The organism is Enterobacter cloacae complex sp. P1B, from assembly GCF_014982345.1.
Taxonomy (GTDB): domain Bacteria; phylum Pseudomonadota; class Gammaproteobacteria; order Enterobacterales; family Enterobacteriaceae; genus Enterobacter; species Enterobacter bugandensis.
This window is the reverse complement of record NZ_JADCLF010000006.1, coordinates 343,267-369,010: the sequence shown is the minus strand read 5'-3', so window position 1 is coordinate 369,010 and position 25,744 is coordinate 343,267. Positions and strand designations below refer to the sequence as shown.

The window sequence follows — 25,744 nt, the reverse complement described above, 5'->3', positions numbered from 1 at the left end:
TGTGCTTGCATAGGGGGCAGCAAAATCAAAGGAGGGATACAGCCTGGCGAATGCTTGGGGGAAAACTCAGGGGACAACAAGATGGTACCCGTTATTCAGCCAACAAAAAAGCCACTCGCTAGAGTGGCTTAATCATATGATTCTAAAACTAAAATTTGGTGGCCCCTGCTGGACTTGAACCAGCGACCAAGCGATTATGAGTTCCTACCTGAACAATAGAAAATCAATAGTTTGCGTTATTTATTATTGACATAAATTGCCAGCGTTTGCCAGTGATTAGACATTATCAGCTATTTCTACCGCCACTTTATCGCCACTTATCAAATTGCCTTTAAGCGACAACCTAGCCTTTATAGCGTGACTAACACTTGCCTGATATCAAAAATGATAACATGCAAGTTAGTTAATCTTGAATGCATAAACCGCATAAGCTAGGTGGAATCACGGTGGGTGAAAAAAATATTAAAAATCAAAATGTTGAAGATGAGTATGCTGCATTTTTTGAACGCTTCAATCATAGACATGATGCACCATTAGTCAAAGAGATAAAAACAGCATACCGTTGGTTTATTGATGTAATGGGTGAAGATAAATGGGTTGAGCGTCGTGGGGCTGTTTTGGCTTACTTCCGCGAAATGTCGGAGCGCCTTTTCACAGGAAAATCTGACGTTTCTTTCCATGAGAAAGATGCACGGCTGGCATTCTATGATGACTGGATTGCATGGTATTTGTACTTAGTTGAATCTTTGGCTGATCGCCCAACAGTAGATGAGCCAGCTCAATCGTCAAGAATTTGGCATTTTTTCGCAGTTATCGGTGAACATAGCGAAAAGTTGAAGCAGGTCAAAGGTATTGAATCCAAATTAAATGACTTGCTTGTTAAGACAATTAATCAACCTGATTCCATTTTGTTTGAGTTGATTGTGGCTATCTGCTATTTGAAAAATGGCTGGCAAGTTGAGTTCATTCCAGAAACAGGTGCTCATAAAACACCAGACCTCAAAGTTGTTAAAGGCGCTGATATTTTTTATGTTGAGTGCAAGCGATTAGCAAAGGTGACTCAGTATTCAGAAGAAGAAAGGGCGGAGTGGTTGAAGCGGTGGGAAATGGCTCGACCATTGATTACTCGATACCATAAGCCAGTTTTTTTTGATGTGATTTTTAAAACTGAAATAGTACAAACACGTATCGATGTGCTTCTCGGTGCTGTAGCAAAAATTTACGGCTCTGATCATCTTGTGAAAGGTAAGGTTGCAGTATGTGAGAGCGATGTTATTTTGGTCCAGGCTAACTTAATTGATATGGAACGGGTGGATAATCATTTAAGAAAGTGGCATGTGAAATATCCTTCTCCTCAGTTAAATTCCTTATTAGATGACCAGTATGACCCGTTTGGAAGTTATACAATGGTTTGCAACGCCAAGTTATGCACTTTTAGCAATGATGAACTTAGTACAATAAACGTATTCATTGATGAGATAGAAATGCCTTTCTGCGCAAAATGGATTTGTCTCGCTGATGAGTCTGTCGATAAAAAAGCAAAAGATATAAAAAGGGTACTTGTTCAGGCTGTAAAGCAGGCACCGATTGGAGAATCAACAATAATTCATATTGGATATGAAACCTTGCATGGCCCTGAGGTCGAATTTGCACGTGATATGAAAATTTGCGAATTGATTTCTGATTTTAACTTTATGGGTAAAGATATAGCTGCAATCTACTGTCATTCTTTCCAGCCGCGCCTGCTTGCAGATGAGAATTGGGACTTTGCCGAAACAGTAAGATACTTTAGCCAGAGTCGAAATGCCGAGACAATTCTTGAGCAAAAACTGCTTACTGATGTTGAAGGAACGATCAAATCTGACGATACGCATTGGGCTCAAGATTTAAGAGAGATGCTCGGCAAATGACTTAATGGAGCTAATCTCTGTTGTTGTTCAGTGGGTTTAGCCTCACAGCATCCTCCAGATGGTCTGGTGCGAAATGTGCGTAACGCATTGTCATTTTGATGTCGGTATGACCGAGCACGCGCTGCAAGACCAGAATATTACCTCCATTCATCATAAAGTGACTGGCGAAGGTGTGGCGTAAAACATGGGGAAGTTGCCCTGCCGGTAATTCGATGTCTGTTCTTTCCTGCGCAGACCGGAACGCGCCATAATAATCACTAAACAATTTCCCTTTTTTATCATCAGGCAGAGACTCATAGAGCTCTTTGCTAATTGGAACGGTGCGGTTTTTTTTTGCCTTTCGTGTTGATGTATGTGATTTTGTATTTCGCAAGCTGGCTTTTTCTCAGGCTCTCGGTCTCAGACCACCGTGCGCCAGTGGCGAGACAAATTCTTACCACAGTTTCTAAATCAGGGTAGTCATGCCGTTTACACTCTCCTGGCAGTAGCGATATCTGGTAGTGAGTTAGCCAGGCCATTTCCATTTCTTATATGCGGAATGGGCGCATGTTTTTCAGTGGGTTTTCACCCTTCCATTCTCCGAGGCGGTTTAGCTCATTGAATACAGACCGGAAGTAGGCCAGTTCAAGATTAAGCGTGCGAGGCGAAACGTCTTTCACTCTGTTTGAACGGACGTATTCACCTTTTAACCGTTTTTCTCGGTAGCGGGAAAACATCTGGGCATCGAAATCGCGTGCAAGTGGTTCGCCCATACACTCAAAAGCATGGTGCATGGTTAGCTGGCACTTCAAGCCGTCTTTCAATGTAATACCATGAGCCCTATACCATGAATCAACGAGTTCTTTTAACGTGCGCCTGTCTTACTTTTCTTCAGCCACGGGTTTTGAACGGTGTACTGTTCAAACGCCAGAGCCTCGCCCTTTGTAGCGAATTTCTTTCTGATACGTTTGCCTTTTGCACCGTTTGGGTATGCGCGCCGGTTAAAATGCCGCAGTACGTTTACGACGCGCTGGTCTGCTTCTCATTCAACGTGGGAACCTGACGCGTTCTTTTGAACGGGCAAACAAGATCGCAGGTGAACAGGAAAACGTGATCGGGATACTGAAAAATCAGCTTTCCGTTTCGCAGGGAATTGCCAAGCGAAATGAAACCGCGCAGGTCAGTTTATGCGGCGAACTGCTGGCCGCTGGTGCGATGGTCGTGCGGAGTGAAGAAACCATTACGAGGCTGATAAATTGGAATGAAACGTTACGCCGCTGGTATAGCGCTGAGCTGCCTGATGTTGTGCGCAGGCTGCACACCCGCGCCGGTCATTGTTTACAGCGCCTGCCCGAAGGTGAGCTATTGCCCGATGCCGACAAGTGACCCAGCCACTAATAACGACCTCAGCGCCGATATTCGCAGGCTTGAGCACGCGCTCGCCGCCTGCGCGCTGCAGGTTGAAACCGTCAAAGACTGTCAGGTACTCGATGAAGAAAGCACGCAGCCTGAGCGAAGCGCTGATTAAAGCCGTCCCGCAGCTTGAAACAAATCCCGAAATGATGCGCATCTTTGCCGATGAGGGGAATATCGATGCGCGGCTCACGGCCTCGCTGTCGCATGAGAAAATTTACATCCTGAATGTGCTCGTGTGTGACTGCGTGGGCGACCCTGACTTGATTTTAGTGCCGGTGGCCGTATGGCTCAGGGAAAATCAGCCGGATATCTGCACGTTCGATGACGGCCGCAGCTTATTGAGGAGGTAATTATGAAATATTCCAATTGAGATATTAAAAATACTAAATTGCACGTTAGATATAATGGATTGGCCTTGAAGAGGTGCCGGGTTAATTTAAAAGGTGTTGGTTTTTTTTGATAATTTGTGTGGTGGAAATGCTTTCAGGAATAGAAGCCTTAATCATTTTCTGTGATAAAGGCTCGTAGGTCTATGAAATGGGTTTAATTCTTTTCTTTTGATTTGGTCATTCTATCTTGAAAGTCTTTTTCTGCTGCATTTAAAATCCTCTCAATAACAGATGCATGCCATACCCTCCCTAAATCTGATTCGTTATTAATTCGCCCGCTGTAAATCCCTAAAAACTCCCATTTCGGTGCGGCGGATAGAATCGAGGTTATTTTATCCCCATCGATTTTTCTAAATCCGCCTGACCGATATGCAACTACAGGTGAACCTGATTGACCTTGCCTTGCTCTGCAATCAATTAAAAAAACTGGATTTTCCTTTGTTATCAGAAGTAATTCTTGAGCCATAAAACCCGTAGCCCATACAGGGAATTTCCCAGAACTACTTATCCCAAAAGGAAACCCTATCACACTTACAGTGTCAGACGGGCCAACATATAAGTTGTCTCGGTCTAAGGTGGTTTTCATGTAGTAAGGTAATTTGTTTACATCACTTCCCCAATTTAGATTTAAAGCTATTACATCTGCCTTTTTTCCATGAAGTGGATCTTCTATCCAATATGGTTCGCCATTCTCTCTATATAATGGCAAGTTAACTTTATGCCATTCTCCTATTGAACCTTTTTTATGAAAATGGATAACAATGTTATTAGGAATGGCGCCTAGCCTGCTAAGGCATTAATCTGTTTCTTGATTTCTGCCTGTAACGTTATGCCTGTTAGTTATCAAGGCACAATGGGAAGTCGTATCATTTGCTGCTAAAAAAGCGGTTCCCGAGCTAAGTTTTTGTTCATCGAAGAACATTTCGATAAACAGAGATTTCATCGTCAATATTTCCAATGTGCTTTTGACCCCAGATTCGGCCATTAATTTTTTCATGTAGGAATCATAATCCATTGAACTCATATTTAATCCTCGCTGGAGTTTTTTATTTGCTATATAATATCAAAAATGTGATTCGATAAGGTTTTGTTAAAAAGGAATGTCGTCCCAATGAGTTTCTTGTTCGATATTTCCTGTTTTAAGTTTTTCAACATTGAATTTTTCTAACATTAAATTTAACTTATTTAGGAGTTCTTTTGAATCGACTAGTCTTTTATTCTTTATGATTTGTTGTTTAAGACTTTCCAAAATGTCAGGAGGTACCAATGTAAGAGAATTGAAAATTTCTATTTTCTCGATTGCATCCTTTACTGTGATTGCATTTGAGAGTGAACCAGAGAGGGCGAGAAGGATTTTATTCCTCGTCTTAGGTGATTTCACAAGGGTGTTGAAGATAGCTTCTGCAACTTCTCCCGTTTTCTTTCCCTGAGCCTGAATGCCTTGATATTTTCCAATGAAACCGTATGGGTCAAGTCCTCTGCGAACAGGTATTATTAAAATATCACGCCCCACTGCAACTCCAACCTCTTGATCACACCACTTGCTCTCAGGGAATCCAGGCATTAAAATTGCCACTAAAGCATCCATGGTTTTAAGGCCAGCTTCAATTTCATTTTGCCATTCTTTAGTTGGCTCAATATCTTCATGTGCTACAAAACTTGATATTGCAAACTTTCGTAATGCGGACTGGAGGTGTGAGGTTTGAACTTTGAATGAAGCTAAATGACTTAAAAACAACCTGAAATAGCCTGGCTGCCAAAAACTAACTTCGACATCCTTTGTTTCATGATCATTTACTTGCTCCAGAAGCCCCAATTCGCTCGCAATGACCAATAATAGATTTTCATTTGCATTAGCCAGCATATCTTTTGCATAGGATCTTTTGCTATTATTTGGGTAATTATCCTGAGTTGGTACTCCATGTCCGCGGAAATAAATATCAATATCCGAAAATGTCATCCGTGATTGTAATTTTGTGCCGATTTCTTCTAATAATTCTATTTTTTGCAGACCATTCATTTTACGTCCCTTGTTTCTACTCAGATAACTTTAATGTAAGTCTAATTGAATTTAGAATCAATAGCGTAGGTCATGCTAGTAACCTCATCACAACTTACCATTCTAGTCACCACTTTTGTCAAACTGAGTTCGCCAAATTCGTTGGTTAAAACTTAGGGTATGATTGTTGTTTCATCCTTCATAAAACCCCGCTTTATTGCCCTATCTCTACCCCGACGGCATCCTGCCCTCCATGAACAATCTAACTTCTCTGAAGGATATCGCTTGCGCGATCCGCAACCTTAACTGGCTGAATGAGCAGATAAACATGCAGTAAAATTGGAGTTTATCCAGCCGGGTAAGCCAACGCAGAACGCTTTCATTGAGCTTTTTAACCGGATATACCTTACAGAAATACTCGATTTTTATCTGCTCAGAACGCTGAATGGGGTGCAGGAAATCACAGATAAATGGTTATCAGAATACTACTGTGAACGCCCGCATGAATCGCTGAACAATATGACACCGGAGGAATACCGACAGCACCATTATCTGGCCAGGATCTCAAAAAACTCTTGGAACTAAAACGGGTCTATTTAGACTTTAAGCGCGTTATAGACGAACAGACTTGGATAATCAGCCGGGTGGTGCATAACCTTAACGGAAACAGCTACACGACGGGCTTAGAGCTTAAGGTTTCGGATGTGGGGTATTTTACCGAAGAGGTGAATAAATATAAACCATTCTCAGTTTGTGAGATGTGGCGTATCATTTATTCACAAATTGTGAATTGAGAGCGTAATAATTTTTCTATGTCCGAAATGCCAGCACGGGGCGCATGCTCGAACCAGTAGATATCTAAGTGAGAATACCAAAGAGCGCTACCATCAATGCAAAAATATAAATTGCAGTTGTACGTTTGTGACGATGGAGTCGGTAGAGCGTTTTATTGTTACACCCGGAACTATAACTCCAGCCCCACCTCACCCGACTATTGGTGGTCAGCGGTCATTGTGGCTCTGATAAAACCCGCTTCGGCGGGTTTTAACGTAAAAGGCCTTCAGTCAGTTCTTCATCAGTACAGTATTGATAGAGCCCCTTAATATCTCTTTCAATCCACACGATTTCTTCAATGGCATACCCTGAAAAGCCATACATTACGCTATTAAGTCCCAATAGCTGAGCAGTATCATCATTATCGACTAAAGATTCGTAAAAATGTTGCAGCTCTATCACAGCTGAAAAGGCTGAGTTTGCCTCTTTATAGAAGGAAGAATCAAGTTTCAGGATATCGTAGAGGTGTTTTTTGAAAGTTTCTACAGATGGCTTGTTAAGAACTCCTCCTGAACTCAAATTATCATTTTCTTTGACGGCATAACGCGTTTTACCAGCTGTCGTTCTCGTGATGCTGAAGTTGAGCGGACACTCGTTCATAGGACGTGCTTCGTAGGGCGCAAACTGCTCACATAGTTCTTTAATTGTTACACATACACTCCAGGCGAGTTGACACTCTCTAGCAAAAATCTTTTTTAGAGCCCTGATCTCATTTTTCTTGGATTGTGACTTACGATAACAATCCAACAATTCTCTTATAATGAAAAGACAAATCGCAACTAATGCGGACAAAGGAATGAGTGAACCGTTAGTCAAAAGGTTGAACCAATCACACTGCGCTGCAATACCTACCGCCATTTTATTGCTACTCCAGAATTAGAAAACAAAAAAGCCACTCTTGCGAGTGACTTAATTATATGATTCTATAGCTAAAATTTGGTGGCCCCTGCTGGACTTGAACCAGCGACCAAGCGATTATGAGTCGCCTGCTCTAACCACTGAGCTAAGGGGCCGTGGCGGTGAATTATAAAGTAACTCCCCGCAGCAATCCAGCCATTCACACCTGCCTGCTGTTTTTATAAACAACGCATTATCAATCCTTTATACTTCCATTACGACGTATCAGCGGGAGTAAAGATGATCAACGACATTCTGGCCCCTGGCCTGCGGGTGGTGTTTTGCGGAATCAATCCAGGAAAGTCCTCGGCGCACACCGGCTTTCACTTCGCCCATCCGGGCAATCGCTTCTGGAAGGTGATCTATCAGGCCGGGTTTACCGACAGGTTACTCAAGCCGGAAGAGGAGCAGCACCTGCTGGACACGGGCTGCGGAATTACCATGTTGGTCGAGAGGCCGACGGTACAGGCAAGCGAGGTCAACCTGCATGAGCTGCGCAGCGGCGGGCGGGAACTGGTAAAGAAGATTGAAGACTATCAGCCCGCCGCGCTGGCGATCCTCGGTAAGCAGGCCTACGAGCAGGCGTTTAGCCAGCGCGGGGCTAAGTGGGGTAAGCAGAACATCACCATCGGCGTTACGCAGGTGTGGGTGTTGCCGAATCCGAGCGGGCTCAACAGGGCAACGCTGGATAAGCTGGTAGAGGCGTATCGGGAGCTGGATGAGGCGCTGATGGTGCGGGGGCTTTAGGAGCCTCTGCGGCCTGATGTCCTCACCCTGGTCCTCTCCCACAGCAAGAGGCAATAAAAAAGCTCCCCGAAGGGAGCTTTTTCACGGTCACGACAGTTTAGTCGTCCAGGAAGCTACGCAGCACTTCAGAGCGGCTTGGATGACGCAGCTTACGCAGCGCCTTCGCTTCGATCTGACGGATACGTTCGCGGGTCACGTCGAACTGTTTACCCACTTCTTCCAGCGTGTGGTCGGTGTTCATATCGATACCGAAACGCATACGCAGCACTTTCGCTTCACGGGCGGTCAGGCCAGCCAGAACGTCGTGCGTGGCGGCACGCAGGCTCTCGGTAGTAGCCGAGTCCAGCGGCAGCTCGAGGGTGGTATCCTCGATGAAATCCCCCAGATGCGAATCTTCATCATCACCGATCGGTGTTTCCATGGAGATTGGCTCTTTGGCGATCTTCAGCACTTTACGGATCTTGTCTTCCGGCATCAGCATGCGCTCGGCCAGCTCTTCCGGCGTCGGCTCGCGGCCCATCTCCTGCAGCATCTGGCGGGAGATACGGTTGAGCTTGTTGATGGTCTCAATCATATGAACCGGAATACGGATGGTGCGAGCCTGGTCCGCGATAGAGCGGGTGATCGCCTGACGGATCCACCATGTCGCGTAAGTAGAGAACTTGTAACCACGACGGTATTCAAACTTATCTACCGCTTTCATCAGACCGATGTTGCCTTCCTGAATCAGATCCAGGAACTGCAGACCGCGGTTGGTGTATTTCTTGGCGATAGAGATAACCAGACGCAAGTTCGCCTCAACCATCTCTTTCTTCGCACGGCGGGCTTTCGCTTCACCGATGGACATACGACGGTTGATGTCTTTGACCTGCTCGATGGTCAGGCCGGTCTCTTCTTCAATTTGCTGCAGCTTCTGCAGACCGCGATAGACATCGTCCTTCACGTCGTGCAGTTTTTCAGACCACGGCTTGTTCATCGCGATAGCCGCGTTGAACCAGGTTTCGCTGGTTTCGTTGCCGGTGAAGAGGGTGATGAAGTTCTTCTTCGGCATTTTGCACTGCTCAACGCACAGCTTCATGATGATGCGTTCCTGGGTGCGTACGCGATCCATCATCACGCGCATGCTGTTTACCAGGTAGTCGAACTGTTTTGGCACAAGGCGGAACTGTTTGAATACTTCAGACAGCTTCAGGATCTCTTCCTGAGCGGCAGCATGGCTGCGGCCTTTCGCTTTGATGGTGTCACGCGTTACTTCGTACTGGGTACGCAGCTCGGCAAACTTCTCGCGCGCCAGTTCCGGGTCGATGCTGTTGTCATCGTCCGCGCTGTCGTCGTCTTCTTCCTCATCTTCATCTTCGTCGTCATCCATCTCTTCCTGAGACAGCTCAGAACCGACGTGAGTGGCGGTAGGCGCCATATCTTCTTCAGCGTTCGGGTCGACAAAACCGGTGATCAGGTCAGACAGGCGCGCTTCTTCCGCTTCAACGCGATCGTACTGCTCCAGCAGATAGGTAATCGCTTCCGGGTATTCGGCAACAGAGCACTGAACCTGGTTGATCCCGTCTTCGATGCGTTTTGCGATGTCAATTTCGCCTTCGCGGGTCAACAGTTCAACGGTACCCATTTCGCGCATGTACATGCGGACCGGGTCAGTGGTACGCCCGATTTCAGATTCCACGCTGGACAGGACCTGTGCAGCAGCTTCTTCCGCATCTTCGTCAGTGTTGTTGGAGGTTTCAGCCAGCAACAGATCATCGGCATCCGGTGCTTCTTCCATCACCTGAATGCCCATGTCATTGATCATTTGGATGATGTCTTCGATCTGGTCTGAATCGACGATATCTTCCGGCAGATGGTCATTGACCTCGGCATAGGTCAGATAGCCTTGCTCCTTACCGCGTTGGACAAGAAGTTTCAGCTGTGACTGCGGGTTTTGCTCCATAAGACGGTATCCACACTTAATTCGTTTGATTGGTGTCGGCGATGGTGCTGCCAACCTTTAAAGCGAGGGCGTACTTATATTTTTGCCGCTGCCTCTCAGTGCGGCTGCCGGGGGCTTCCCGATCGATATTCGGCACTTAAGCCGTTAAATTTTTTATTTCTTCGCCAGTTCCTGGTTAATCATCCAGAGCTCCCGGCGTTCTTCGCTGCTTAAGCCATGGGTGCGCTCGCGAGCTATCAACTCTTCCTGGCGCAACTCAAGCATCGAATCAAACATATGGTTGAGCGAGTCGGTGAACGTTTTTTCTGCAATTTCCTTATCTGCTATATCGTCCCACATCGACAGTTTTTCAAGGGTAGCGGCCTCTTTTGTGCCGCGATAATGCTCTAAAAGTTGTCCGGTGGTCAGACCTGGCTGAGACAAACAAGTGTTGACCAGTTCTGAAAATAAGCCAAGTCCGGGCAACTTTTCGTGGTTCAAACCCGCCAGCGACGGCACTTGCGGAGCAAGCTCGGGGTTTTGCACCAGTAACCCTATCAGTATACGCATGGTTGTGCGTTTTAGCTGAGGCGCGGGGCGAACCGTGCCGTTTTCAGCCTGTTTAGGCATTAAACGTTCAAGCTGGCTGTCATCCAGAATGCCGAGCTTGTTGCCTAACTCCTGACGCAGGTAGATGCGCAGCGTTTCGCCGGGCACCTGGCTGATTAACGGCAGCGCCAGGGTACTGAGCTGCGCGCGCCCGTCAGGGGTACTCAAATCCACCTGCGGCATCAGGCTGTTAAACAGAAACGTCGAGAGCGGCTGTGCCTGCTCCATCCGCGCTTCGAATGCCGCTTTGCCCTCTTTACGCACCAGCGTATCCGGGTCTTCACCGTCGGGCAGGAACATAAAGCGTAGCTGACGTCCGTCGGTCATATACGGCAGCGCGGTTTCCAGCGCTCGCCAGGCGGCGTCGCGTCCGGCTCGGTCACCGTCGTAACAGCAGATGACGTTGTTGGTCACCCTGAACAGCAGTTGAATATGATCGGCAGTGGTGGACGTACCTAACGACGCAACCGCGTAGTTAATGTCGTACTGCGCCAGCGCAACGACGTCCATATAGCCTTCGACGACCAGCAGACGCGGAGGTTCCGCATTGTCCTGCTGCGCCTCATAAAGACCGTACAACTGGCGGCCCTTATGGAAAATATCGGTTTCCGGAGAGTTGAGGTATTTCGGCAGGGCATCACCCAGCACGCGACCACCAAAACCAATTACCCGGCCACGCTTGTCGCGGATCGGGAACATCACCCGTTCACGGAAGCGGTCGTAGCTTCGTCCCTGGTCGTTAGTGACCAGCATGCCTGCGTCGATGAGGGATTTACGATCTTCGCTATTGCCGCCAAAACGCTTTAACACGTTGTCCCAGCCGGGCGGGGCGTAACCAATAGCGAAACGCGCAATCACATCGTCGCTCAGTCCGCGCTTGTTCAGATACTGACGCGCAGGCTCAGCCGCAGAGTGCTTAAGAGACTGTTGGTAAAACGAATTCAGGCCATCCATCAGTTGATACAGCGTTTGCCGCTGATGGCGCTCGATCTGACTTGGCCCACTGCCTGCTTCATACGGCACTTCAAGATTATGCATCGCCGCCAGTTCTTCGACGGTTTCAACGAACTCGAGCTTGTCGTAGTTCATTAAAAAATCGACGGCATTACCGTGTGCGCCACAGCCGAAGCAATGGTAAAACTGCTTTTCACCGTTTACGGTGAAGGAGGGGGTTTTTTCGTTATGGAACGGACAGCACGCATGGTAGTTCTTGCCCTGCTTTTTCAGCTTTACCCGCGCGTCGATGAGATCGACGATGTCGGTTCTGGCGAGCAGGTCATTGATGAAAACGCGTGGGATTCTTCCGGCCATATGCCCCAAAAATTTAAGCGACTTATAAACGAAAACAAGCCGCGCATTCCTTCCGGAAGCACGGCCTTACGACTACTACTCTGTCTGTCAATTGAGGGCGTTGGCCCTCAACAGATTAGTACAGACGAGTACGGCGTGCGTTTTCGCGAGCCAGTTTCTTCGCGTGACGTTTCACAGCGGAAGCTTTAGCGCGCTTACGTTCGGTCGTTGGTTTTTCATAAAACTCACGACGACGAACTTCAGCCAGAACACCTGCTTTCTCGCATGAACGTTTGAAGCGACGCAGTGCTACGTCGAACGGCTCGTTTTCACGTACTTTAATTACCGGCATGTAACTCTCACCTTTAATAAATTCGGTTTGCCGCTGGCATCAACGCCAGCTTATTTCAAAATGGTGCGGAATTTTACTGCAAATGCTGCTGCTTTGTAAAGCACCGATGCGATTTTGAAAGGGACTTTAATAAGGGTGAGGAGTATACACGAGCCTTCTTCCTGGGGCGAACAAAGTTTTACATCAACCCGCCCAGGCTCTACACTGCGCGGTATTGAAACGAGGTAAAACAAGTCATGCGTGTACTGGGTATTGAAACATCCTGCGATGAAACCGGCATCGCCATTTACGACGACGAAAAAGGGCTTCTGGCCAACCAGCTGTATAGTCAGGTGAAATTGCACGCTGACTACGGCGGCGTCGTACCTGAACTGGCCTCTCGTGACCACGTGCGTAAAACGGTTCCTCTGATTCAGGCGGCACTGAAAGAGGCCGGACTAAGCTCAACCGATATTGACGCCGTAGCCTATACCGCAGGGCCGGGTCTGGTCGGTGCGCTGCTGGTCGGCGCAACGGTAGGGCGTTCGCTGGCCTTCGCGTGGGACGTTCCCGCCATTCCGGTTCACCACATGGAAGGGCATCTTCTGGCGCCGATGCTGGAAGACAATCCGCCTGAGTTCCCATTTGTGGCGCTGCTGGTCTCCGGTGGGCATACCCAGCTGATTAGCGTAACGGGTATTGGCAAGTACGAGCTGCTGGGCGAGTCGATCGACGACGCCGCCGGCGAAGCGTTCGATAAAACCGCCAAGCTGCTGGGTCTGGATTACCCAGGCGGCCCGATGCTCTCTAAAATGGCGTCGCAGGGAACGGAAGGGCGCTTTGTTTTCCCGCGCCCGATGACCGACCGTCCGGGGCTGGATTTCAGCTTCTCCGGGCTGAAAACCTTCGCGGCGAATACTATCCGCAATAACGACAACGACGAGCAGACCCGCGCCGATATCGCCCGCGCGTTCGAAGATGCGGTAGTGGATACGCTGATGATCAAGTGCAAGCGCGCGCTGGATCAGACCGGGTTTAAGCGCCTGGTGATGGCGGGCGGCGTCAGCGCCAACCGCACGCTGCGCGCGAAGCTTGCGGAGATGATGCAAAAGCGTCGCGGGGAAGTGTTCTACGCGCGTCCGGAATTCTGTACCGATAACGGGGCGATGATCGCCTACGCCGGCATGGTGCGCCTGAACGCTGGCGCCACGGCTGACCTGAGCGTGTCCGTGCGTCCGCGCTGGCCGCTGGCGGAACTGCCTGAGGCGTAATCCCTCACCCTCTCCCACAGGGAGAGGGGATCCTTTGACTACACCCGCAGCATCCCTTTCTCTTCCAGAAACGCAATAATCGTCCCCAGACCGTCACCCGCCTTCAGGTTGGTAAAGGTCCATGGACGCTCGCCGCGCATGCGGTTGGTATCGCGCTCCATAACCTCCAGCGAGGCCCCCACGTACGGCGCGAGGTCGGTTTTGTTGATCACCAGAAAATCGGATTTGGTGATCCCCGGCCCGCCCTTGCGCGGAATTTTTTCCCCTTCGGCCACGTCAATCACGTAAATGGTCAGATCCGCCAGCTCCGGGCTGAAGGTCGCGCTCAGGTTGTCGCCGCCGCTTTCAACGAAGATCAGATCCAGGTTGCCGAACTTCTCGCTGAGCGCTTCCACCGCCGCCAGGTTCATCGAGGCGTCTTCTCGGATGGCGGTATGCGGGCAGCCGCCGGTCTCCACGCCCACGATGCGCTCCGGCGCCAGCGCGCCCGCTTCGGTGAGGATGCGCTGATCCTCTTTGGTGTAGATATCGTTGGTCACCACCGCCAGGTGATACGTGTCGCGCATCGCCTTGCAGAGCGCTTCCAGCAGCGCGGTTTTGCCCGATCCTACCGGACCGCCCACGCCCACGCGCAGGGGATGTTTGTAATCAGCCATGTTGACTCCTCAGGAACGGAATAGTCGTGAATATTGTGTTTCGTGGCGCGCGGAGGCGATGGCCGACAGTGGCGTAGCTGCCCCCAGCGCGTCGTCGCCACGTAAAAATGCCTGTTCAAACCCGGCGGCAAAATGGTCGCTCAGCTCGATAATCAGCTGCTGCGCCGCCTGCTGTCCGAAGGGGACGAGCTTGACGCCCGCCATCACCGCGCTCTCTATCCAGCTGTAGCCGAGGCTCAGCGCCAGCTCGCGCGCGCCAATGCCCCAGCGCACGCCGAGCCACGCCATGCCGCAGAGCTGGCTCTGCGCAAACAGCGGCTGCCACTCTGGCGGGCAGCTCGGCTCCCAGCTTTTAATCAGGCGCGTAAAGGCCGCACCACGGTTGCGCTCCTCTTCGCGCAGCTCGCGCGTTTCCCGGCAGGCGAGCAGATATGTCGTCCAGCGTTTTGCTGCCGCGATGTCCTGCTGTTCGCAGGCCCGGAACAGCCGGATAAACATCGGCAGATCGACGCAGAAAAAGCTCTGCTCCATCTGCTGGATCTGCCAGCGTCTGAAGGCGTCGGTGCTCGTAACCCAGCCCGCCTCTACGGCCCACTCCAGCCCCTGCGACCAGGTAAACGACCCGACCGGCAGGCTGCTGCTCGAGAGCTGCATCAGGCGCAGCCACTGGCGGGCGTGCTCCATCAGCTCATCAGCGCCAGCAGGGCGGAGACGATCAGCCCGCCGCCGAAGGTTTTACGCAGCCCGTCGTGGCGGCGCAGCAGCAAGCCTGCGGCGAAACTGGCGCACAGCACCGTCGCGCTGGCCAGCATAAAACCGCTGGTGAACAGCCAGAAGCTGTGGCCGGACATCTCCACGCCGTGCGCCCAGCCGTGGAACATCGCCAGGGCAGGCACCGCCAGCAGCAGGCGGTTTTCAGTTTTAAACATCATCACGCCGCAGACCGCCAGCGAGGCGATAATCAGCATCTCCATGCCGCTAAAGCCGCCGAGCAGGCTGCCCGCGACGGCGCCGACAAGCATCATGCCGAGGGTGGCAAACGGCAGCAGGAGCTTGCGGCCGCTCAGGGCAGACAGCACGCCAGCCCCGGTCAGCATCAGCAGGTGATCCAGCCCGGTCAGCGGATGGAAAAAACCAGCCTGAAAGCTGTCGGCGCCGTGGCCGGGATGCGCGAGCGCGGGAACGGAAAAAGCCAGCAGTAACAGCGGTAAATACTTACGCATGATTGATCCTTAATGTGAATGAGCGTGAGAGTGACTGTGGGCATCGCTAGTGTAAGCGCCCGCTTCCGGTTCAAACGGCAGGCTGGCGAAGGTTACCTCCAGCCCGAACTGGCGCAGCATGTCGTCGAGAACGTGATCGTGGTGATAGCGCAGCTCGCCGGGCATGACCTGCAGCGGCACGTGGCGGTTGCCCAGGTGGTAGCAGGCGCGGGCGAGCAGGAACGGATCGGCGCAGCGCACCACGGAAACCGACTCCGGGGCGGCGATCACCTCAATCACCTCGCTGCCGTCTTCGTTACTGAGCAGGTCGCCCCCGCGCAGCAGCAGGCCGCGCGGCAGCATCAGTCCGGCTTCGCGCCCGTCGTTAAGCGCCACGCGAGCGCGGCTTTTCACCCGCACGTCAATCGGCAGCGTGACGCTGGCGGTGATCGGGTGCGCGTGGTCCAGGCGTTGGGTCAAATAGAGCATCTTCACTCCTCAAAACAGGAAATAGCGTTGCGCCATCGGCAGAACGTCAGCCGGTTCGCTGGTAATCAGTTCACCGTCGATGCGCACCTCGTAGGTTTGCGAGTCAACGGTGATATTCGGCTGCAGGGCGTTATGGATCATGTCGGCCTTTTTCACCGTCCGGCAGCCTTTTACCACCGCCGTGGCGCTCTGCAGGCTGAGCTGCTGTGGGATGCCGTTCGCGTGGGCCGCCTGAGAAACAAACGTCAGCCGCGTGGCGTGACGTGCTGCGCCCAGCGCGCCAAACATCGGGCGGTAATGCACCGGCTGCGGCGTGGGGATCGAGGCGTTGATGTCGCCCATCGGCGCGCAGGCGATCATCCCGCCTTTGACGATGGTGGCCGGTTTTACGCCAAAGAAGGCGGGGGACCAGACCACCAGATCCGCCAGCTTGCCCGCCTCAATCGAGCCCACTTCATGGGCGATGCCGTGGGTCAGCGCCGGGTTGATGGTGTATTTGGCGACATAGCGCTTCACGCGGAAGTTGTCGTTATCGCCCGTCTCTTCCGGCAGCGCGCCGCGCTGGACCTTCATGCGGTGCGCCACCTGCCAGGTGCGGATAATCACTTCCCCGACGCGGCCCATGGCCTGCGAATCTGACGAGGTGAGCGAGAACGCGCCGATATCGTGCAGCATGTCTTCCGCAGCGATGGTCTCCCGGCGAATGCGGGATTCGGCAAACGCCACGTCCTCGGCGATATCCGGGTCGAGGTGATGGCAAACCATCAGCATGTCGAGGTGCTCGTCGATGGTGTTCACCGTGTAGGGCAAGGTCGGGTTGGTGGAAGAGGGCAGAATATTCGGGTGCGCGCAGGCGGTGATGATATCCGGCGCGTGGCCGCCGCCCGCGCCTTCGGTGTGGAAGGTGTGGATGGTGCGCCCGCCGATGGCCGCCAGCGTGTCTTCGACAAACCCGGACTCGTTCAGCGTGTCGCTGTGCAGCGCCACCTGAATATCCATCTCTTCGGCCACCTCCAGCGAGCAGTTGATCGCCGCGGGCGTCGCGCCCCAGTCTTCGTGGATCTTCAGCCCGATGGCGCCGGCGGCGATCTGCTCGCGCAGGGCATCCGGGTTGGAGCCGTTACCTTTGCCGAGCAGGCCAATATTCACCGGCAGCGTATCGGCGGCCTGCAGCATGCGGGCGATATACCACGGCCCCGGCGTGCAGGTGGTGGCGTTGGTGCCCGCCGCCGGTCCGGTGCCGCCGCCAATCATGGTGGTGACGCCGGAGACCAGCGCCTCTTCCGCCTGCTGCGGGCAGATCCAGTGGATGTGGGTGTCGATCCCGCCTGCGGTGACGATCTTCCCTTCGGCGGCGATGACTTCGGTTGCGGCACCGATCGGGATCGTCACGCCGGGCTGAATGTCCGGGTTGCCGGCTTTACCGACGGCAAAGATCCGACCGTTCTTAACGCCGATATCGGCTTTCACGATCCCCCAGTGGTCGACGATCAGCGCGTTGGTGAGAACCAGATCCACGCAGCTGTCAGCGGTCATCTGCCCCTGGCCCATGCCGTCGCGGATCACCTTCCCGCCGCCGAACTTGACCTCTTCGCCGTAGACCGTGAGATCGTCTTCCACTTCGATCCACAGCTCGCTGTCCGCCAGCCGCACCTTATCCCCGGTAGTGGGGCCGAACATGTCGGCATACGCCTGACGTGAAATTTCAGCCATGTTTCACCTCGCCCATTACCTCGCCGCGAAAGCCAAAAATGCGCTGCGCGCCCGTCACCTGCACCAGCGTCACCTCTCGCTTCTGGCCTGGCTCGAAGCGCACGGCGGTACCCGCCGGAATGTTCAGCCGGTAGCCCCTGGTGGCTTCGCGATCAAACTTCAGCGCCGGGTTGACCTCGTAAAAGTGGTAGTGCGATCCGACCTGGATCGGCCTGTCGCCGTGGTTTTCCACAATCACGCTTTGAGTGTCTCGCCCGACGTTGATCGCAATAGTGCCGGGCTGGATCTGGTATTCACCTGGGATCATCACGTGCTCCTTACACGATCGGGTTGTGGACGGTGACGAGCTTGGAGCCGTCCGGGAAGGTGGCTTCCACCTGAATATCCGGGATCATCTCCGGCACGCCCTCCATCACCTGATCGCGCGTCAGGACGTGGCGGCCCGCCTCCATCAGCGCGGCGACGGTTTCGCCGTCGCGCGCGCCTTCCATGATGAAGGCGCTGATCAGCGCGACCGATTCCGGGTAATTGAGCTTTACCCCGCGCGCAAGGCGGCGTTCGGCAACCAGCGCGGCGGTAAACAGCAACAGCTTGTCTTTTTCTCTGGGGGTCAGTTCCATAACGTTTCTCTTATGTCTGCCAGATGCGCGGCGAACAGGCGGTTTTGGTAGTAAGAAGCGGGCGAAGCGACTGCCAGATGTCGCGCATCGCCCGCTGGCAAATCAGGTTGTCGTGGGAGAGAAAACGCACCGACAGCAGATCGTCGGTGAGCGTTGCCCCCGCAAAATGGCCCAGAGGAGCGAGCAGCGCGCGCACCGTGTCGAGATGTTCTTCCCGGGCCGGATAGAACAGCAGGGTGCCGATCCACGGGTGTCCGGCAACGGGCGTGAGATCGCCATCGCAGAGGTGCTGGCGCTCTATCAGGCGCGGTTCGTCATCCACCCACACCTCAAGGCGGCTCTCCAGCGTGCCGTGGCTGAAGGTCTCACCGATTACCGGGCGGCCCAGGCAGTACAGCTCCCACGCCAGCAGCGTGCTGGAGGCCTTAAGGTGGAAGACGGAACGCAGCGCGGCGTTCGCGCCGGGAAAGATAATGGTGTCCTGCGGCAGCCACTCCAGCGTGGCGTTTTCATCAAGATAAAAGTGCTGGCTCAGACGCGCCTGCGGGCCGCTGCTGCGGTAGAACTTGCTGGCGCCGGGCATGGTGATAAGCGCGTGGCTTTTGGCATCGAGCCGAACGGAAATATCCAGCGTATCGCCGCCCACGACGCCGCCGGGCGGGTGCAGCAGATAGAGGTGGCAGGTTTTTCCTTCGGGATAAAACGGACGTTGTACGGTGAGCGGCCCGACGTGTCGAGCGGAACGCAGGAGGGTTTTCTCAGGGGTGTGACAAAACTGCAGGGCAAGCGACGCCTGCCAGCCTTTATACGTATTATCAGTGACCTGAGTTGCTAACATGCTGCTTCCATCTGCGCATCATCGGGGTCGTTTCAGTATGCCCTGGCGGAAATGAAGGCTGTCATATGAGTCGCTTATGGATAGAGGAAATTAAAAAGCACGGCCCGGGGCCGTGCTCTGTGTGAAGCATGACGATCCTATTTCAGGTGGTCATGCAATGCTGCACCTGCCTGCTCAAGGGCGACTTTAACCGTTGGCTCCTGGCTCAGCGGGTTAAGCAGGCCGTAATCGTGGATCATACCATTATAGCGCGTGACGGTCACCGGGACGCCAGCCGCATCCAGTTTACGCCCGAATGCTTCACCTTCATCCCGCAGAACGTCCAGCTCAGCTGTCTGAATCAGCGTCTCCGGGAAGCCTTTCAACTGTGCAGTGCTGGCGCGAAGCGGAGAGGCAAGGATATTGTTACGGTCGGCAGCGCTGGTGGTGTAGTTGTCCCAGAACCATTTCATCATGTTTTTTGACAGGAAGTAGCCATTTTCGAACTGGTGATAGGAAGCCGTATCAAAGCTGGCGTCCGTCACTGGCCAGAGCATCACGTTGTAGCGAATTTTTGGCCCATTAAACTGTTTGGCCTGCAACGCCACTGAAGCCACCATGTTGCCGCCCACGCTGTTACCAACCAGGCCCAGACGGCTGCCGTCCACGCCAATTTCCTGGCCGTGCTCGGCTACCCATTTTGTCGCTTCATAGGCCTGATTGATTGCCACCGGGAAATGGGCTTCAGGTGACGGTGTGTAATCAACGTAAACCGCTGCGGCACCAGATGCACGAACCAGATCGCGGATTAAACGTTCGTGGGTTGGAAAATCACCCAGCACCCAACCGCCACCGTGGAAGAACATAAATACCGGGAGCGTACCGGCAGCATGTTCAGGCTTCACAATTTTAAGGGCGATCGTCTGGCCATTGACCTGGATCGTTTTTTCAGTCACCTGAGCGGGCGGCAATTTTGCTCCTTGCTGTGCGCCGATCAGTACCTGGCGGGCCTCCTGCGGGGTCATCTGTTCCATCGGTTTCCCTTTGCCAGCATTCAGGACATCAAGAAATGCCTGTACGCCTGCGGTCGGGGCTGGAGTATTGGTGGTTTGAGCGGATGCCGCGGCTGACGCGAAGACGGAAGAAATCAGGATGGCGGTTAATGTTTTCATGGTGGTACCCCTTTTAACGTATTTGATTGGATAACTAAATAGTGCGCTACTTAGTTGCTAATATAATACTTGCGCGCAAGATACTTTTAGTCAAACATTATTTATAATTTTTTTTAGACAACAGATTCAGGGTTGATAGAAAAATGAAAGAAAACAAAACACTAGATGATTTATTGTGCTTCTCGCTGTACTCGGTCACCAATGCGTTCGTGCGCCAGTATCGCCCCCTGCTGCAGGAGATGGATCTGACCTATCCGCAATTTGTTGTTTTGATGGCTCTTTATGAGAAAGACAACATCCCGCTTCGCGATCTCAGCGATAAAACCTATTTTGATTCAGGCACATTGACCCCGCTGGTTCAGAAGCTTGAGGCAAAAGGTTTTCTCAACCGTATCGCGGTTGTGGGGGATGAAAGGATGAAAAATGTCGTATTGACCGATAAGGCGAATGAACTGAAAAAGCAGGTGATGGCGCTGCCGGACCAGATTCGTTGCAGCATGCGGATGAATGATGATGAGCTGGAAATGCTAAAAAAACTCTCCCGAACGCTGCTGGAAGATTTGTAAGCGCACTTCGGTGGGGGTCAACCCACCGAAGCGATGTGTCGTTACCGGTAGTCCTCCGCATCCACATCATACCCGGACGGCTCCCAGCGGATCGCCAGCAATGATGCCAGACCGATAAACGGCGCCAGCGCAATCACCCAGAACACGGCGGTGTCGAGAGACGCGACCAGCAGCGGGAACAGGAACAGCGACAGCGTGGAGCTGCTGCGCATCAGCGTCTGGTTGAGACCCACGCCCACGCCGCGCAGCGAGGTCGGGTAGCTCAGCGAGGCGAACGTCATGGTATGCGCGCCCGGGCCAAATCCCTGACCGAACAGGAAAAGCGCCAGCATCGCCACGGCAAGCACCCCTTCAGAGGCACCGTCCGGTCGACCAATCAGCGCCAGCCCCAGCAGCGCCACAAGCTGACAGGCGTAACCCGCCAGCGACATCCGCCACGCGCCGAAGCGCGGCACGTAGCGCACCGCCAGTAATCCGCCGATAAACGCAAAAAGCAGGTTCAGCGCCAGCGAGATCACAATAGTGGTCAGCATAGACTGCACGAAGAAGCTTGAAATAATCACCGGCAGGCCAAAGGCCACGGCGTTATAGGCGAACGAGGAGACGACGGACAGCAGCGTGGCGAGCGTGGTACGCCGCAGATAGATGCCGCGGAACAGGTTCAGATAGTTCGACCATTTGGCTTTATTCACGACAGGCGCAGGCTGGGTGAGCGCATCCTGCGGGACGTGAGCGTTAATATTGTACGACTGCCGCAAAATGGACGCCGCCTCTTTCAGGTTGCCCTGATTCGCCGCCCAGACCGGCGATTCGCTCATATAGCGGCTGCGGATGGCGATAATCACCAGTGCGGGTACTGCACCAAAGCCGAGAATCAAACGCCAGAGCCAGTCGCTGTGGCTTTCCGGCAGCACTGCGTAGAAAAAGAGAACCAGAAGGTAAGAGATGCTGATCGCCGCATACCAGGTAGGGCACCACATCGCGACGCTGGAGGCCTTATTGCCCGGCCCTTTCAGCCTGGCAAACTCGCTCAGGAACGCCATCGCCACGGGAAGGTCGATCCCCACGCCAAGGCCCATCACAAAGCGCGCGCCCGCCAGCACATATTCATTCGGGGCCAGCGCGCAGGCGATAGCGGCGACGACAAAGAATACCATGTCGGCCATAAAGACGCGGTAGCGCCCGATTTTATCCGTGAGGTAACCGCCAAGCAGCGCCCCGACAATCGCACCAAAGGTAATCGCCGAGGCCACCATGCCGGTACCGGCGGGCGTCAGGTTAAATTCGCGTGTGATGTCTTTAATGCCGAACGCCAGCGCGCCCAGATCGTAGGCATCGAGGAAAATCCCGCCCAGAGCGATACCCACCACGATCCGGGCGTTAGCCCGGCCCTGTGAGCCGTCATTAACGAGACGTGAAACGTCCGATGCACTGCGCACCCACTGAATGTCGCCATCAGGGGGAATTCCTGCCGTTGAAAGGGGAGTGGTGTCTGTGATTTCTGCCATTTTCTTTTTGTGTGGTTGTGTTGTGTCTCTAACAGTTACCACAGGCAGAAGGTGACAAAAATCACATTTGGTTATAAGGCATAACTAACCGCCTACTCGGGATCTTTTTTCTTTCGCTTGAGCTTCGTCCAGATCTTCGTTTCCTGGCGTCGCCACAAGCGCTGGATATTGTCGTGATGACGCAGCAGGATCAGGCAGGAGAGCATCGATACCGGGAAGGTGAATTGGGGTTTAAACCACCAGACGTAAAACGGGGCAATCAGCGCGCTGACGATGGCACCCAGCGACGAATAGCCGCTCAGCAGAATGGTCAGCAGCCAGGTCCCGGCCATGACGCCGGTTAAGTCCCATCCGATGGGCGCGATGGCACCAAAGGCGGTCGCCACCCCTTTGCCCCCTTTAAAGCCGAAGAATACGGGCCAGATATGGCCGACGCAGGCGGCGATGGCGATGAGCCCCAGCCAGAATGGCGTGACGCCCAGCGCATACGCGCCCCAGACGGGTAGCATCCCCTTCAGAACATCAAAAATCAAAACCGCTACGGCTGCTCCCTTGCCGCCAATTCGAAGCACGTTGGTCGCTCCCGGATTCCCGGAACCACTTTCACGCGGGTCAGGTAACCCGGCAATGCGGCAGACCAGAATGGCGCTGGAGATTGAGCCGCAAAGATAGGCGAGGAGGATCATTCCAGGCGCGATTGCACTCATAACGCTGTTCCGTTTTGAAAATGTATCTGTATTCTCAGCATCTGTGGATAATACGCATAATTCGCCGGAAGTGGTATCCGGTTTAGCCAAAAAGCAGGCAGGTCGTGATGGATATTGTATTTATAGAGCAACTTTCGGTAATCACCACAATTGGTGTTTACGACTGGGAACAGACCATCGAGCAGAAACTGGTGTTCGATATCGAAATGGGATGGGATAACCGCAAATCGGCAAAAAGCGATAACGTGAATGACTGTCTGAGCTATGCCGACATCAGCGAAGCGGTGATCGGCCACGTGGAAGGACAGCGTTTTGCGTTGGTGGAACGGGTGGCGGAAGAGGTGGCGGATCTGCTGCTGACCAAATTCAACTCACCGTGGGTACGCATTAAGCTGAGCAAGCCGGGGGCAGTGGCGCGCGCGGCCAACGTAGGCGTGATTATCGAGCGTGGCACAAATCTGAAAGGAAAGATTTAACGTCATAATTGCTAAACCATTTTAGGTTATATCGGTCTTAAGGCTGTATCTTTCACGGTAGCCGTTAGGGGCGACCGTTTTTTTATATCTTTTTTAGGGGTTTATAGATGAGCGATATGCACTCGCTGCTGGTGGCGGCAATTCTGGGTGTGGTCGAAGGATTGACGGAGTTTTTGCCGGTTTCCAGTACGGGCCATATGATTATCGTTGGCCATCTGCTGGGCTTCGAAGGCGATACCGCAAAGACGTTTGAGGTGGTAATTCAGCTGGGCTCGATTCTGGCGGTGGTGGTGATGTTCTGGCGTCGCCTGTTTGGCCTGATCGGCATCCACTTTGGCCGTCTGCCGCAGCGTGAAGGAGAGGGCAAAGGCCGCCTGACGCTGATTCACATCCTGCTCGGGATGATCCCGGCGGTGGTATTGGGGCTGGTATTCCACGACACCATTAAATCGCTGTTTAACCCGATTAACGTCATGTACGCGCTGGTGGTGGGCGGTTTCCTGCTGATTGCCGCGGAAGTGCTGAAGCCAAAAGTCCCGCGTGCGGAAGGCCTGGACGATATGACCTATCGTCAGGCGTTTATCATTGGCTGCTTCCAGTGTCTGGCGCTGTGGCCGGGCTTCTCCCGTTCAGGTGCGACCATTTCAGGCGGGATGCTGATGGGCGTGAGCCGCTATGCGGCGTCCGAGTTCTCGTTCCTGCTGGCGGTGCCGATGATGATGGGCGCCACCGCGCTGGACCTTTACAAAAGCATTGGCTTCCTGACCACAGGCGATATTCCGATGTTTGCCGTGGGCTTTATCACCGCCTTTATCGTGGCGCTGATTGCCATCAAAACCTTCCTGCAGCTGATTAAGCGTATCTCGTTTATTCCGTTCGCGATCTACCGCTTTATCGTCGCGGCTGCGGTGTACGTGGTCTTCTTCTGATAACCGATTGCCCTCACTCTTTCGGCTGAGGGCAACGCTTTTCCTTCCACGCGTTAACCGCGTCAATCCGCCGTTTGGTTAGCTCCTCGCGAATCTCCGGGCCTTTAAATCCTGCCTCAACCACGTCTTTCGTTGGCACCGCTTTTGCGACTTCCCACGCTTCGCGCAGCAAACGCCCCTGGGGATAATCGGACGCTTCAAACCCGGTGCGGCCGCGCACGTCCGCTTCGCTGGTGAGTGCGATCTGCTCCACGCGCTGCGGCTTGCGCCAGGCGTCGATATTATCGAACAGCTTCACGATGGTGGCGGGCTTCAGGATCGGGAAGGTATGGATCAGGTCGTGGAACTCGGCGACCAGCTTTGCCAGATCGCGGATGTCATTCGGCACGCGCAGACGCTGGCAGAGCCCGTCAACCAGCTTTACCCCCGCCGGACCGTGCCCGTGATGGCGCGGCCAGAACTCTTTCGGCGTTAAGCCTTTGCCGAGATCGTGGCACAGGGTGGAAAAACGTACGTCCACCTCAGGGCTGAGCATGGCGGCCATGCTCAGCGTCATCAGCGTGTGCACGCCGGTATCAATTTCGGGATGCCATTTCGCCGGTGCGGGCACGCCAAACAGCGCGTCGATTTCCGGGAACAGCACCTTCAGCGCGCCGCAGTCGCGCAGAACCTGGAAAAAGACCTGCGGGTTGCGGGTGGTGAGGGCATTTTCCGTCTCTTTCCAGACGCGCTCCGGCGTCAGGTGTTCCAGCTCGCCCGCCTCGGTCATGGCTGTCATCAACGCCATCGTCTCATCCGCAATACGGAAGCTCAGATGCGCGTAACGCGCGGCAAAACGCGCCACGCGCAGCACGCGGAGCGGATCTTCAGAAAATGCCGGGGAGACGTGACGCAAAAGACGATCGCGCAGGTCGTCCTGCCCGCCGTAGGCGTCGATGATATGGCCGTTTTCGTCCTGGGCCAGGGCGTTAATGGTGAGATCGCGGCGCAGCAGATCCTGCTCCAGCGTCACATCCGGCGCGGCGTAACAGGTGAAGCCGGTATAACCGGAACCGGATTTCCGTTCGGTACGCGCCAGGGCGTACTCTTCCCGGCTTTTCGGATGCAGGAACACGGGAAAATCGCGGCCTACCTGCTGGTAGCCCGCGTCGAGCATCTCTTCCGGGGTGGCGCCCACCACCACCCAGTCTTTATCTTTGACCGGCAGACCTAACAACGCATCACGTACCGCACCACCGACCAGATAACTCTTCACGCCCAACTCTCCCGTTTTCTCTTTTCCAGAATGATACGTAA

Annotated in this window: 28 protein-coding genes, 1 tRNA gene and 4 pseudogenes; 12 read left to right on the top strand and 21 right to left on the bottom strand. The window is 53.3% G+C overall.

All coding sequences use genetic code 11. The features are described 5' to 3' along the window. Positions 1-446: 446 nt before the first annotated feature. Positions 447-1,910: a hypothetical protein gene (locus INF77_RS06440; protein ID WP_136431118.1), complete on the top strand. Its 1,464-nt coding sequence runs from the start codon at positions 447-449 to the stop codon at positions 1,908-1,910. 10 nt (positions 1,911-1,920) lie between these two features. On the opposite strand, the pseudogene INF77_RS06435 reads toward INF77_RS06440, so the two are convergent. Beyond that, positions 1,921-2,904: pseudogene (locus tag INF77_RS06435) on the bottom strand (tyrosine-type recombinase/integrase). 20 nt (positions 2,905-2,924) lie between these two features. Between INF77_RS06435 and INF77_RS06430 the strand changes: the two are divergent. The 3 genes and pseudogenes from INF77_RS06430 to INF77_RS06420 all read left to right on the top strand — a co-directional run. Then, a complete protein-coding gene (locus tag INF77_RS06430) occupies positions 2,925-3,275 on the top strand; it encodes a hypothetical protein (RefSeq protein WP_063155315.1) in 351 nt (116 codons plus the stop codon). Continuing rightward, positions 3,190-3,417: an Rz1-like lysis system protein LysC gene (gene lysC, locus INF77_RS06425; RefSeq protein WP_237764636.1), complete on the top strand. Its 228-nt coding sequence runs from the start codon at positions 3,190-3,192 to the stop codon at positions 3,415-3,417. Before INF77_RS06430 ends, lysC begins: the two co-directional genes overlap by 86 nt. Beyond that, positions 3,380-3,637, top strand: a pseudogene (locus INF77_RS06420) (phage tail protein); the annotation flags it as partial. The gene lysC and the pseudogene INF77_RS06420, both read left to right, overlap by 38 nt. Before the next feature lie 211 nt (positions 3,638-3,848). Here INF77_RS06420 and INF77_RS06415 read toward each other — a convergent pair. The 3 genes from INF77_RS06415 to INF77_RS06410 form a co-directional block, all read right to left on the bottom strand. Beyond that, the gene (locus tag INF77_RS06415; protein ID WP_227413921.1) at positions 3,849-4,403 is read right to left on the bottom strand and encodes a serine protease; all 555 of its coding nucleotides are present in this window, start codon (positions 4,401-4,403) and stop codon (positions 3,849-3,851) included. Positions 4,404-4,490: 87 nt separating this feature from the next. Beyond that, a complete protein-coding gene (locus INF77_RS23200; protein ID WP_227413920.1) occupies positions 4,491-4,718 on the bottom strand; it encodes a hypothetical protein in 228 nt (75 codons plus the stop codon). A 66-nt stretch (positions 4,719-4,784) separates the two neighbouring features. Then, positions 4,785-5,714, bottom strand: coding sequence for a toll/interleukin-1 receptor domain-containing protein (locus tag INF77_RS06410; protein WP_063155316.1), 930 nt, complete (start codon positions 5,712-5,714; stop codon positions 4,785-4,787). 297 nt (positions 5,715-6,011) lie between these two features. Between INF77_RS06410 and INF77_RS06405 the strand changes: the two are divergent. The 3 genes and pseudogenes from INF77_RS06405 to INF77_RS06400 form a co-directional block, all read left to right on the top strand. Then, positions 6,012-6,278: pseudogene (locus INF77_RS06405) on the top strand (transposase); the annotation flags it as partial. A 17-nt stretch (positions 6,279-6,295) separates the two neighbouring features. Then, a pseudogene (locus INF77_RS23195) lies at positions 6,296-6,421 on the top strand (late control protein); the annotation flags it as partial. Between the two features lie 76 nt (positions 6,422-6,497). Further along, the gene (locus INF77_RS06400) at positions 6,498-6,716 is read left to right on the top strand and encodes a DNA-binding transcriptional regulator (protein WP_063155317.1); all 219 of its coding nucleotides are present in this window, start codon (positions 6,498-6,500) and stop codon (positions 6,714-6,716) included. Between the two features lie 21 nt (positions 6,717-6,737). On the opposite strand, the gene INF77_RS06395 is transcribed toward INF77_RS06400, so the two are convergent. Both INF77_RS06395 and INF77_RS06390 read right to left on the bottom strand, forming a co-directional pair. Further along, on the bottom strand, positions 6,738-7,385 hold the full coding sequence (locus INF77_RS06395; RefSeq protein WP_063155318.1) for a hypothetical protein: 648 nt from the start codon (positions 7,383-7,385) through the stop codon (positions 6,738-6,740). Positions 7,386-7,464: 79 nt separating this feature from the next. Further along, positions 7,465-7,540, bottom strand: a tRNA-Ile gene (locus tag INF77_RS06390). Between the two features lie 124 nt (positions 7,541-7,664). On the opposite strand from INF77_RS06390, the gene mug reads away from it, so the two are divergent. Next, entirely contained in the window at positions 7,665-8,171 is a 507-nt protein-coding gene (mug, locus tag INF77_RS06385) for a G/U mismatch-specific DNA glycosylase (RefSeq protein WP_048998545.1), read from the top strand. A gap of 97 nt (positions 8,172-8,268) precedes the next feature. Here the strand turns inward: mug and rpoD are convergent, their stop codons facing one another. The 3 genes from rpoD to rpsU all read right to left on the bottom strand — a co-directional run bounded on the left by rpoD (position 8,269) and on the right by rpsU (position 12,343). Next, a complete protein-coding gene (gene rpoD, locus INF77_RS06380; protein WP_028014473.1) occupies positions 8,269-10,113 on the bottom strand; it encodes an RNA polymerase sigma factor RpoD in 1,845 nt (614 codons plus the stop codon). A 153-nt stretch (positions 10,114-10,266) separates the two neighbouring features. Further along, complete coding sequence (dnaG, locus tag INF77_RS06375; protein ID WP_028014472.1) at positions 10,267-12,012, bottom strand: DNA primase; 1,746 nt, start codon at positions 12,010-12,012, stop codon at positions 10,267-10,269. A gap of 115 nt (positions 12,013-12,127) precedes the next feature. Further along, a complete protein-coding gene (rpsU, locus tag INF77_RS06370; protein WP_001144069.1) occupies positions 12,128-12,343 on the bottom strand; it encodes a 30S ribosomal protein S21 in 216 nt (71 codons plus the stop codon). A 236-nt stretch (positions 12,344-12,579) separates the two neighbouring features. Between rpsU and tsaD the strand changes: the two genes are divergently transcribed. Next, on the top strand, positions 12,580-13,593 hold the full coding sequence (gene tsaD / locus INF77_RS06365; RefSeq protein ID WP_063438607.1) for a tRNA (adenosine(37)-N6)-threonylcarbamoyltransferase complex transferase subunit TsaD: 1,014 nt from the start codon (positions 12,580-12,582) through the stop codon (positions 13,591-13,593). A 38-nt stretch (positions 13,594-13,631) separates the two neighbouring features. Here tsaD and ureG read toward each other — a convergent pair whose 3' ends face one another. From ureG to INF77_RS06320, 9 genes are all read right to left on the bottom strand, one after another. After that, positions 13,632-14,249, bottom strand: a complete 618-nt coding sequence (ureG, locus tag INF77_RS06360; protein ID WP_008503187.1) for an urease accessory protein UreG — start codon at positions 14,247-14,249, stop codon at positions 13,632-13,634. Between the two features lie 9 nt (positions 14,250-14,258). Next, the gene (locus INF77_RS06355; RefSeq protein ID WP_193532101.1) at positions 14,259-14,933 is read right to left on the bottom strand and encodes an urease accessory protein UreF; all 675 of its coding nucleotides are present in this window, start codon (positions 14,931-14,933) and stop codon (positions 14,259-14,261) included. Further along, positions 14,933-15,472 carry a HupE/UreJ family protein gene (locus tag INF77_RS06350; RefSeq protein ID WP_047364615.1) on the bottom strand — a complete coding sequence of 180 codons (540 nt, stop codon included), beginning with the start codon at positions 15,470-15,472 and terminating at the stop codon, positions 14,933-14,935. The genes INF77_RS06355 and INF77_RS06350 overlap by 1 nt, the downstream gene beginning before the upstream one ends. Before the next feature lie 9 nt (positions 15,473-15,481). After that, positions 15,482-15,940: an urease accessory protein UreE gene (gene ureE / locus INF77_RS06345; RefSeq protein ID WP_193532100.1), complete on the bottom strand. Its 459-nt coding sequence runs from the start codon at positions 15,938-15,940 to the stop codon at positions 15,482-15,484. 9 nt (positions 15,941-15,949) lie between these two features. Further along, the gene (ureC, locus tag INF77_RS06340) at positions 15,950-17,653 is read right to left on the bottom strand and encodes an urease subunit alpha (protein ID WP_193532099.1); all 1,704 of its coding nucleotides are present in this window, start codon (positions 17,651-17,653) and stop codon (positions 15,950-15,952) included. Then, positions 17,646-17,960, bottom strand: a complete 315-nt coding sequence (locus tag INF77_RS06335; RefSeq protein ID WP_049000594.1) for an urease subunit beta — start codon at positions 17,958-17,960, stop codon at positions 17,646-17,648. Before INF77_RS06335 ends, ureC begins: the two co-directional genes overlap by 8 nt. 10 nt (positions 17,961-17,970) lie before the next feature. After that, positions 17,971-18,273, bottom strand: coding sequence for an urease subunit gamma (locus INF77_RS06330; protein WP_041908071.1), 303 nt, complete (start codon positions 18,271-18,273; stop codon positions 17,971-17,973). A gap of 10 nt (positions 18,274-18,283) precedes the next feature. Further along, entirely contained in the window at positions 18,284-19,111 is an 828-nt protein-coding gene (locus INF77_RS06325; RefSeq protein ID WP_193532098.1) for an urease accessory protein UreD, read from the bottom strand. Positions 19,112-19,248: 137 nt separating this feature from the next. Then, positions 19,249-20,262 carry an alpha/beta hydrolase gene (locus INF77_RS06320; RefSeq protein ID WP_028014463.1) on the bottom strand — a complete coding sequence of 338 codons (1,014 nt, stop codon included), beginning with the start codon at positions 20,260-20,262 and terminating at the stop codon, positions 19,249-19,251. 143 nt (positions 20,263-20,405) lie between these two features. Between INF77_RS06320 and INF77_RS06315 the strand changes: the two genes are divergently transcribed. Continuing rightward, a complete protein-coding gene (locus INF77_RS06315; RefSeq protein ID WP_063943065.1) occupies positions 20,406-20,828 on the top strand; it encodes a MarR family winged helix-turn-helix transcriptional regulator in 423 nt (140 codons plus the stop codon). Between the two features lie 41 nt (positions 20,829-20,869). Here INF77_RS06315 and INF77_RS06310 read toward each other — a convergent pair whose 3' ends face one another. Both INF77_RS06310 and plsY read right to left on the bottom strand, forming a co-directional pair. Then, a complete protein-coding gene (locus INF77_RS06310) occupies positions 20,870-22,336 on the bottom strand; it encodes an MFS transporter (RefSeq protein ID WP_028014461.1) in 1,467 nt (488 codons plus the stop codon). A gap of 92 nt (positions 22,337-22,428) precedes the next feature. Then, positions 22,429-23,043, bottom strand: coding sequence for a glycerol-3-phosphate 1-O-acyltransferase PlsY (gene plsY / locus INF77_RS06305; RefSeq protein ID WP_014833311.1), 615 nt, complete (start codon positions 23,041-23,043; stop codon positions 22,429-22,431). Positions 23,044-23,150: 107 nt separating this feature from the next. On the opposite strand from plsY, the gene folB reads away from it, so the two are divergent. Together folB and bacA are read left to right on the top strand one after the other, a co-directional pair. Next, on the top strand, positions 23,151-23,519 hold the full coding sequence (gene folB / locus INF77_RS06300; protein ID WP_193532097.1) for a bifunctional dihydroneopterin aldolase/7,8-dihydroneopterin epimerase: 369 nt from the start codon (positions 23,151-23,153) through the stop codon (positions 23,517-23,519). Positions 23,520-23,626: 107 nt separating this feature from the next. Then, positions 23,627-24,448 (top strand): undecaprenyl-diphosphate phosphatase, encoded by an 822-nt coding sequence (gene bacA, locus INF77_RS06295; protein WP_028014459.1) that lies wholly within the window; start codon positions 23,627-23,629, stop codon positions 24,446-24,448. 13 nt (positions 24,449-24,461) lie between these two features. Here the strand turns inward: bacA and INF77_RS06290 are convergent, their stop codons facing one another. Then, positions 24,462-25,703 carry a multifunctional CCA addition/repair protein gene (locus INF77_RS06290; RefSeq protein WP_193532096.1) on the bottom strand — a complete coding sequence of 414 codons (1,242 nt, stop codon included), beginning with the start codon at positions 25,701-25,703 and terminating at the stop codon, positions 24,462-24,464. Between the last annotated feature and the right edge of the window lie 41 nt (positions 25,704-25,744).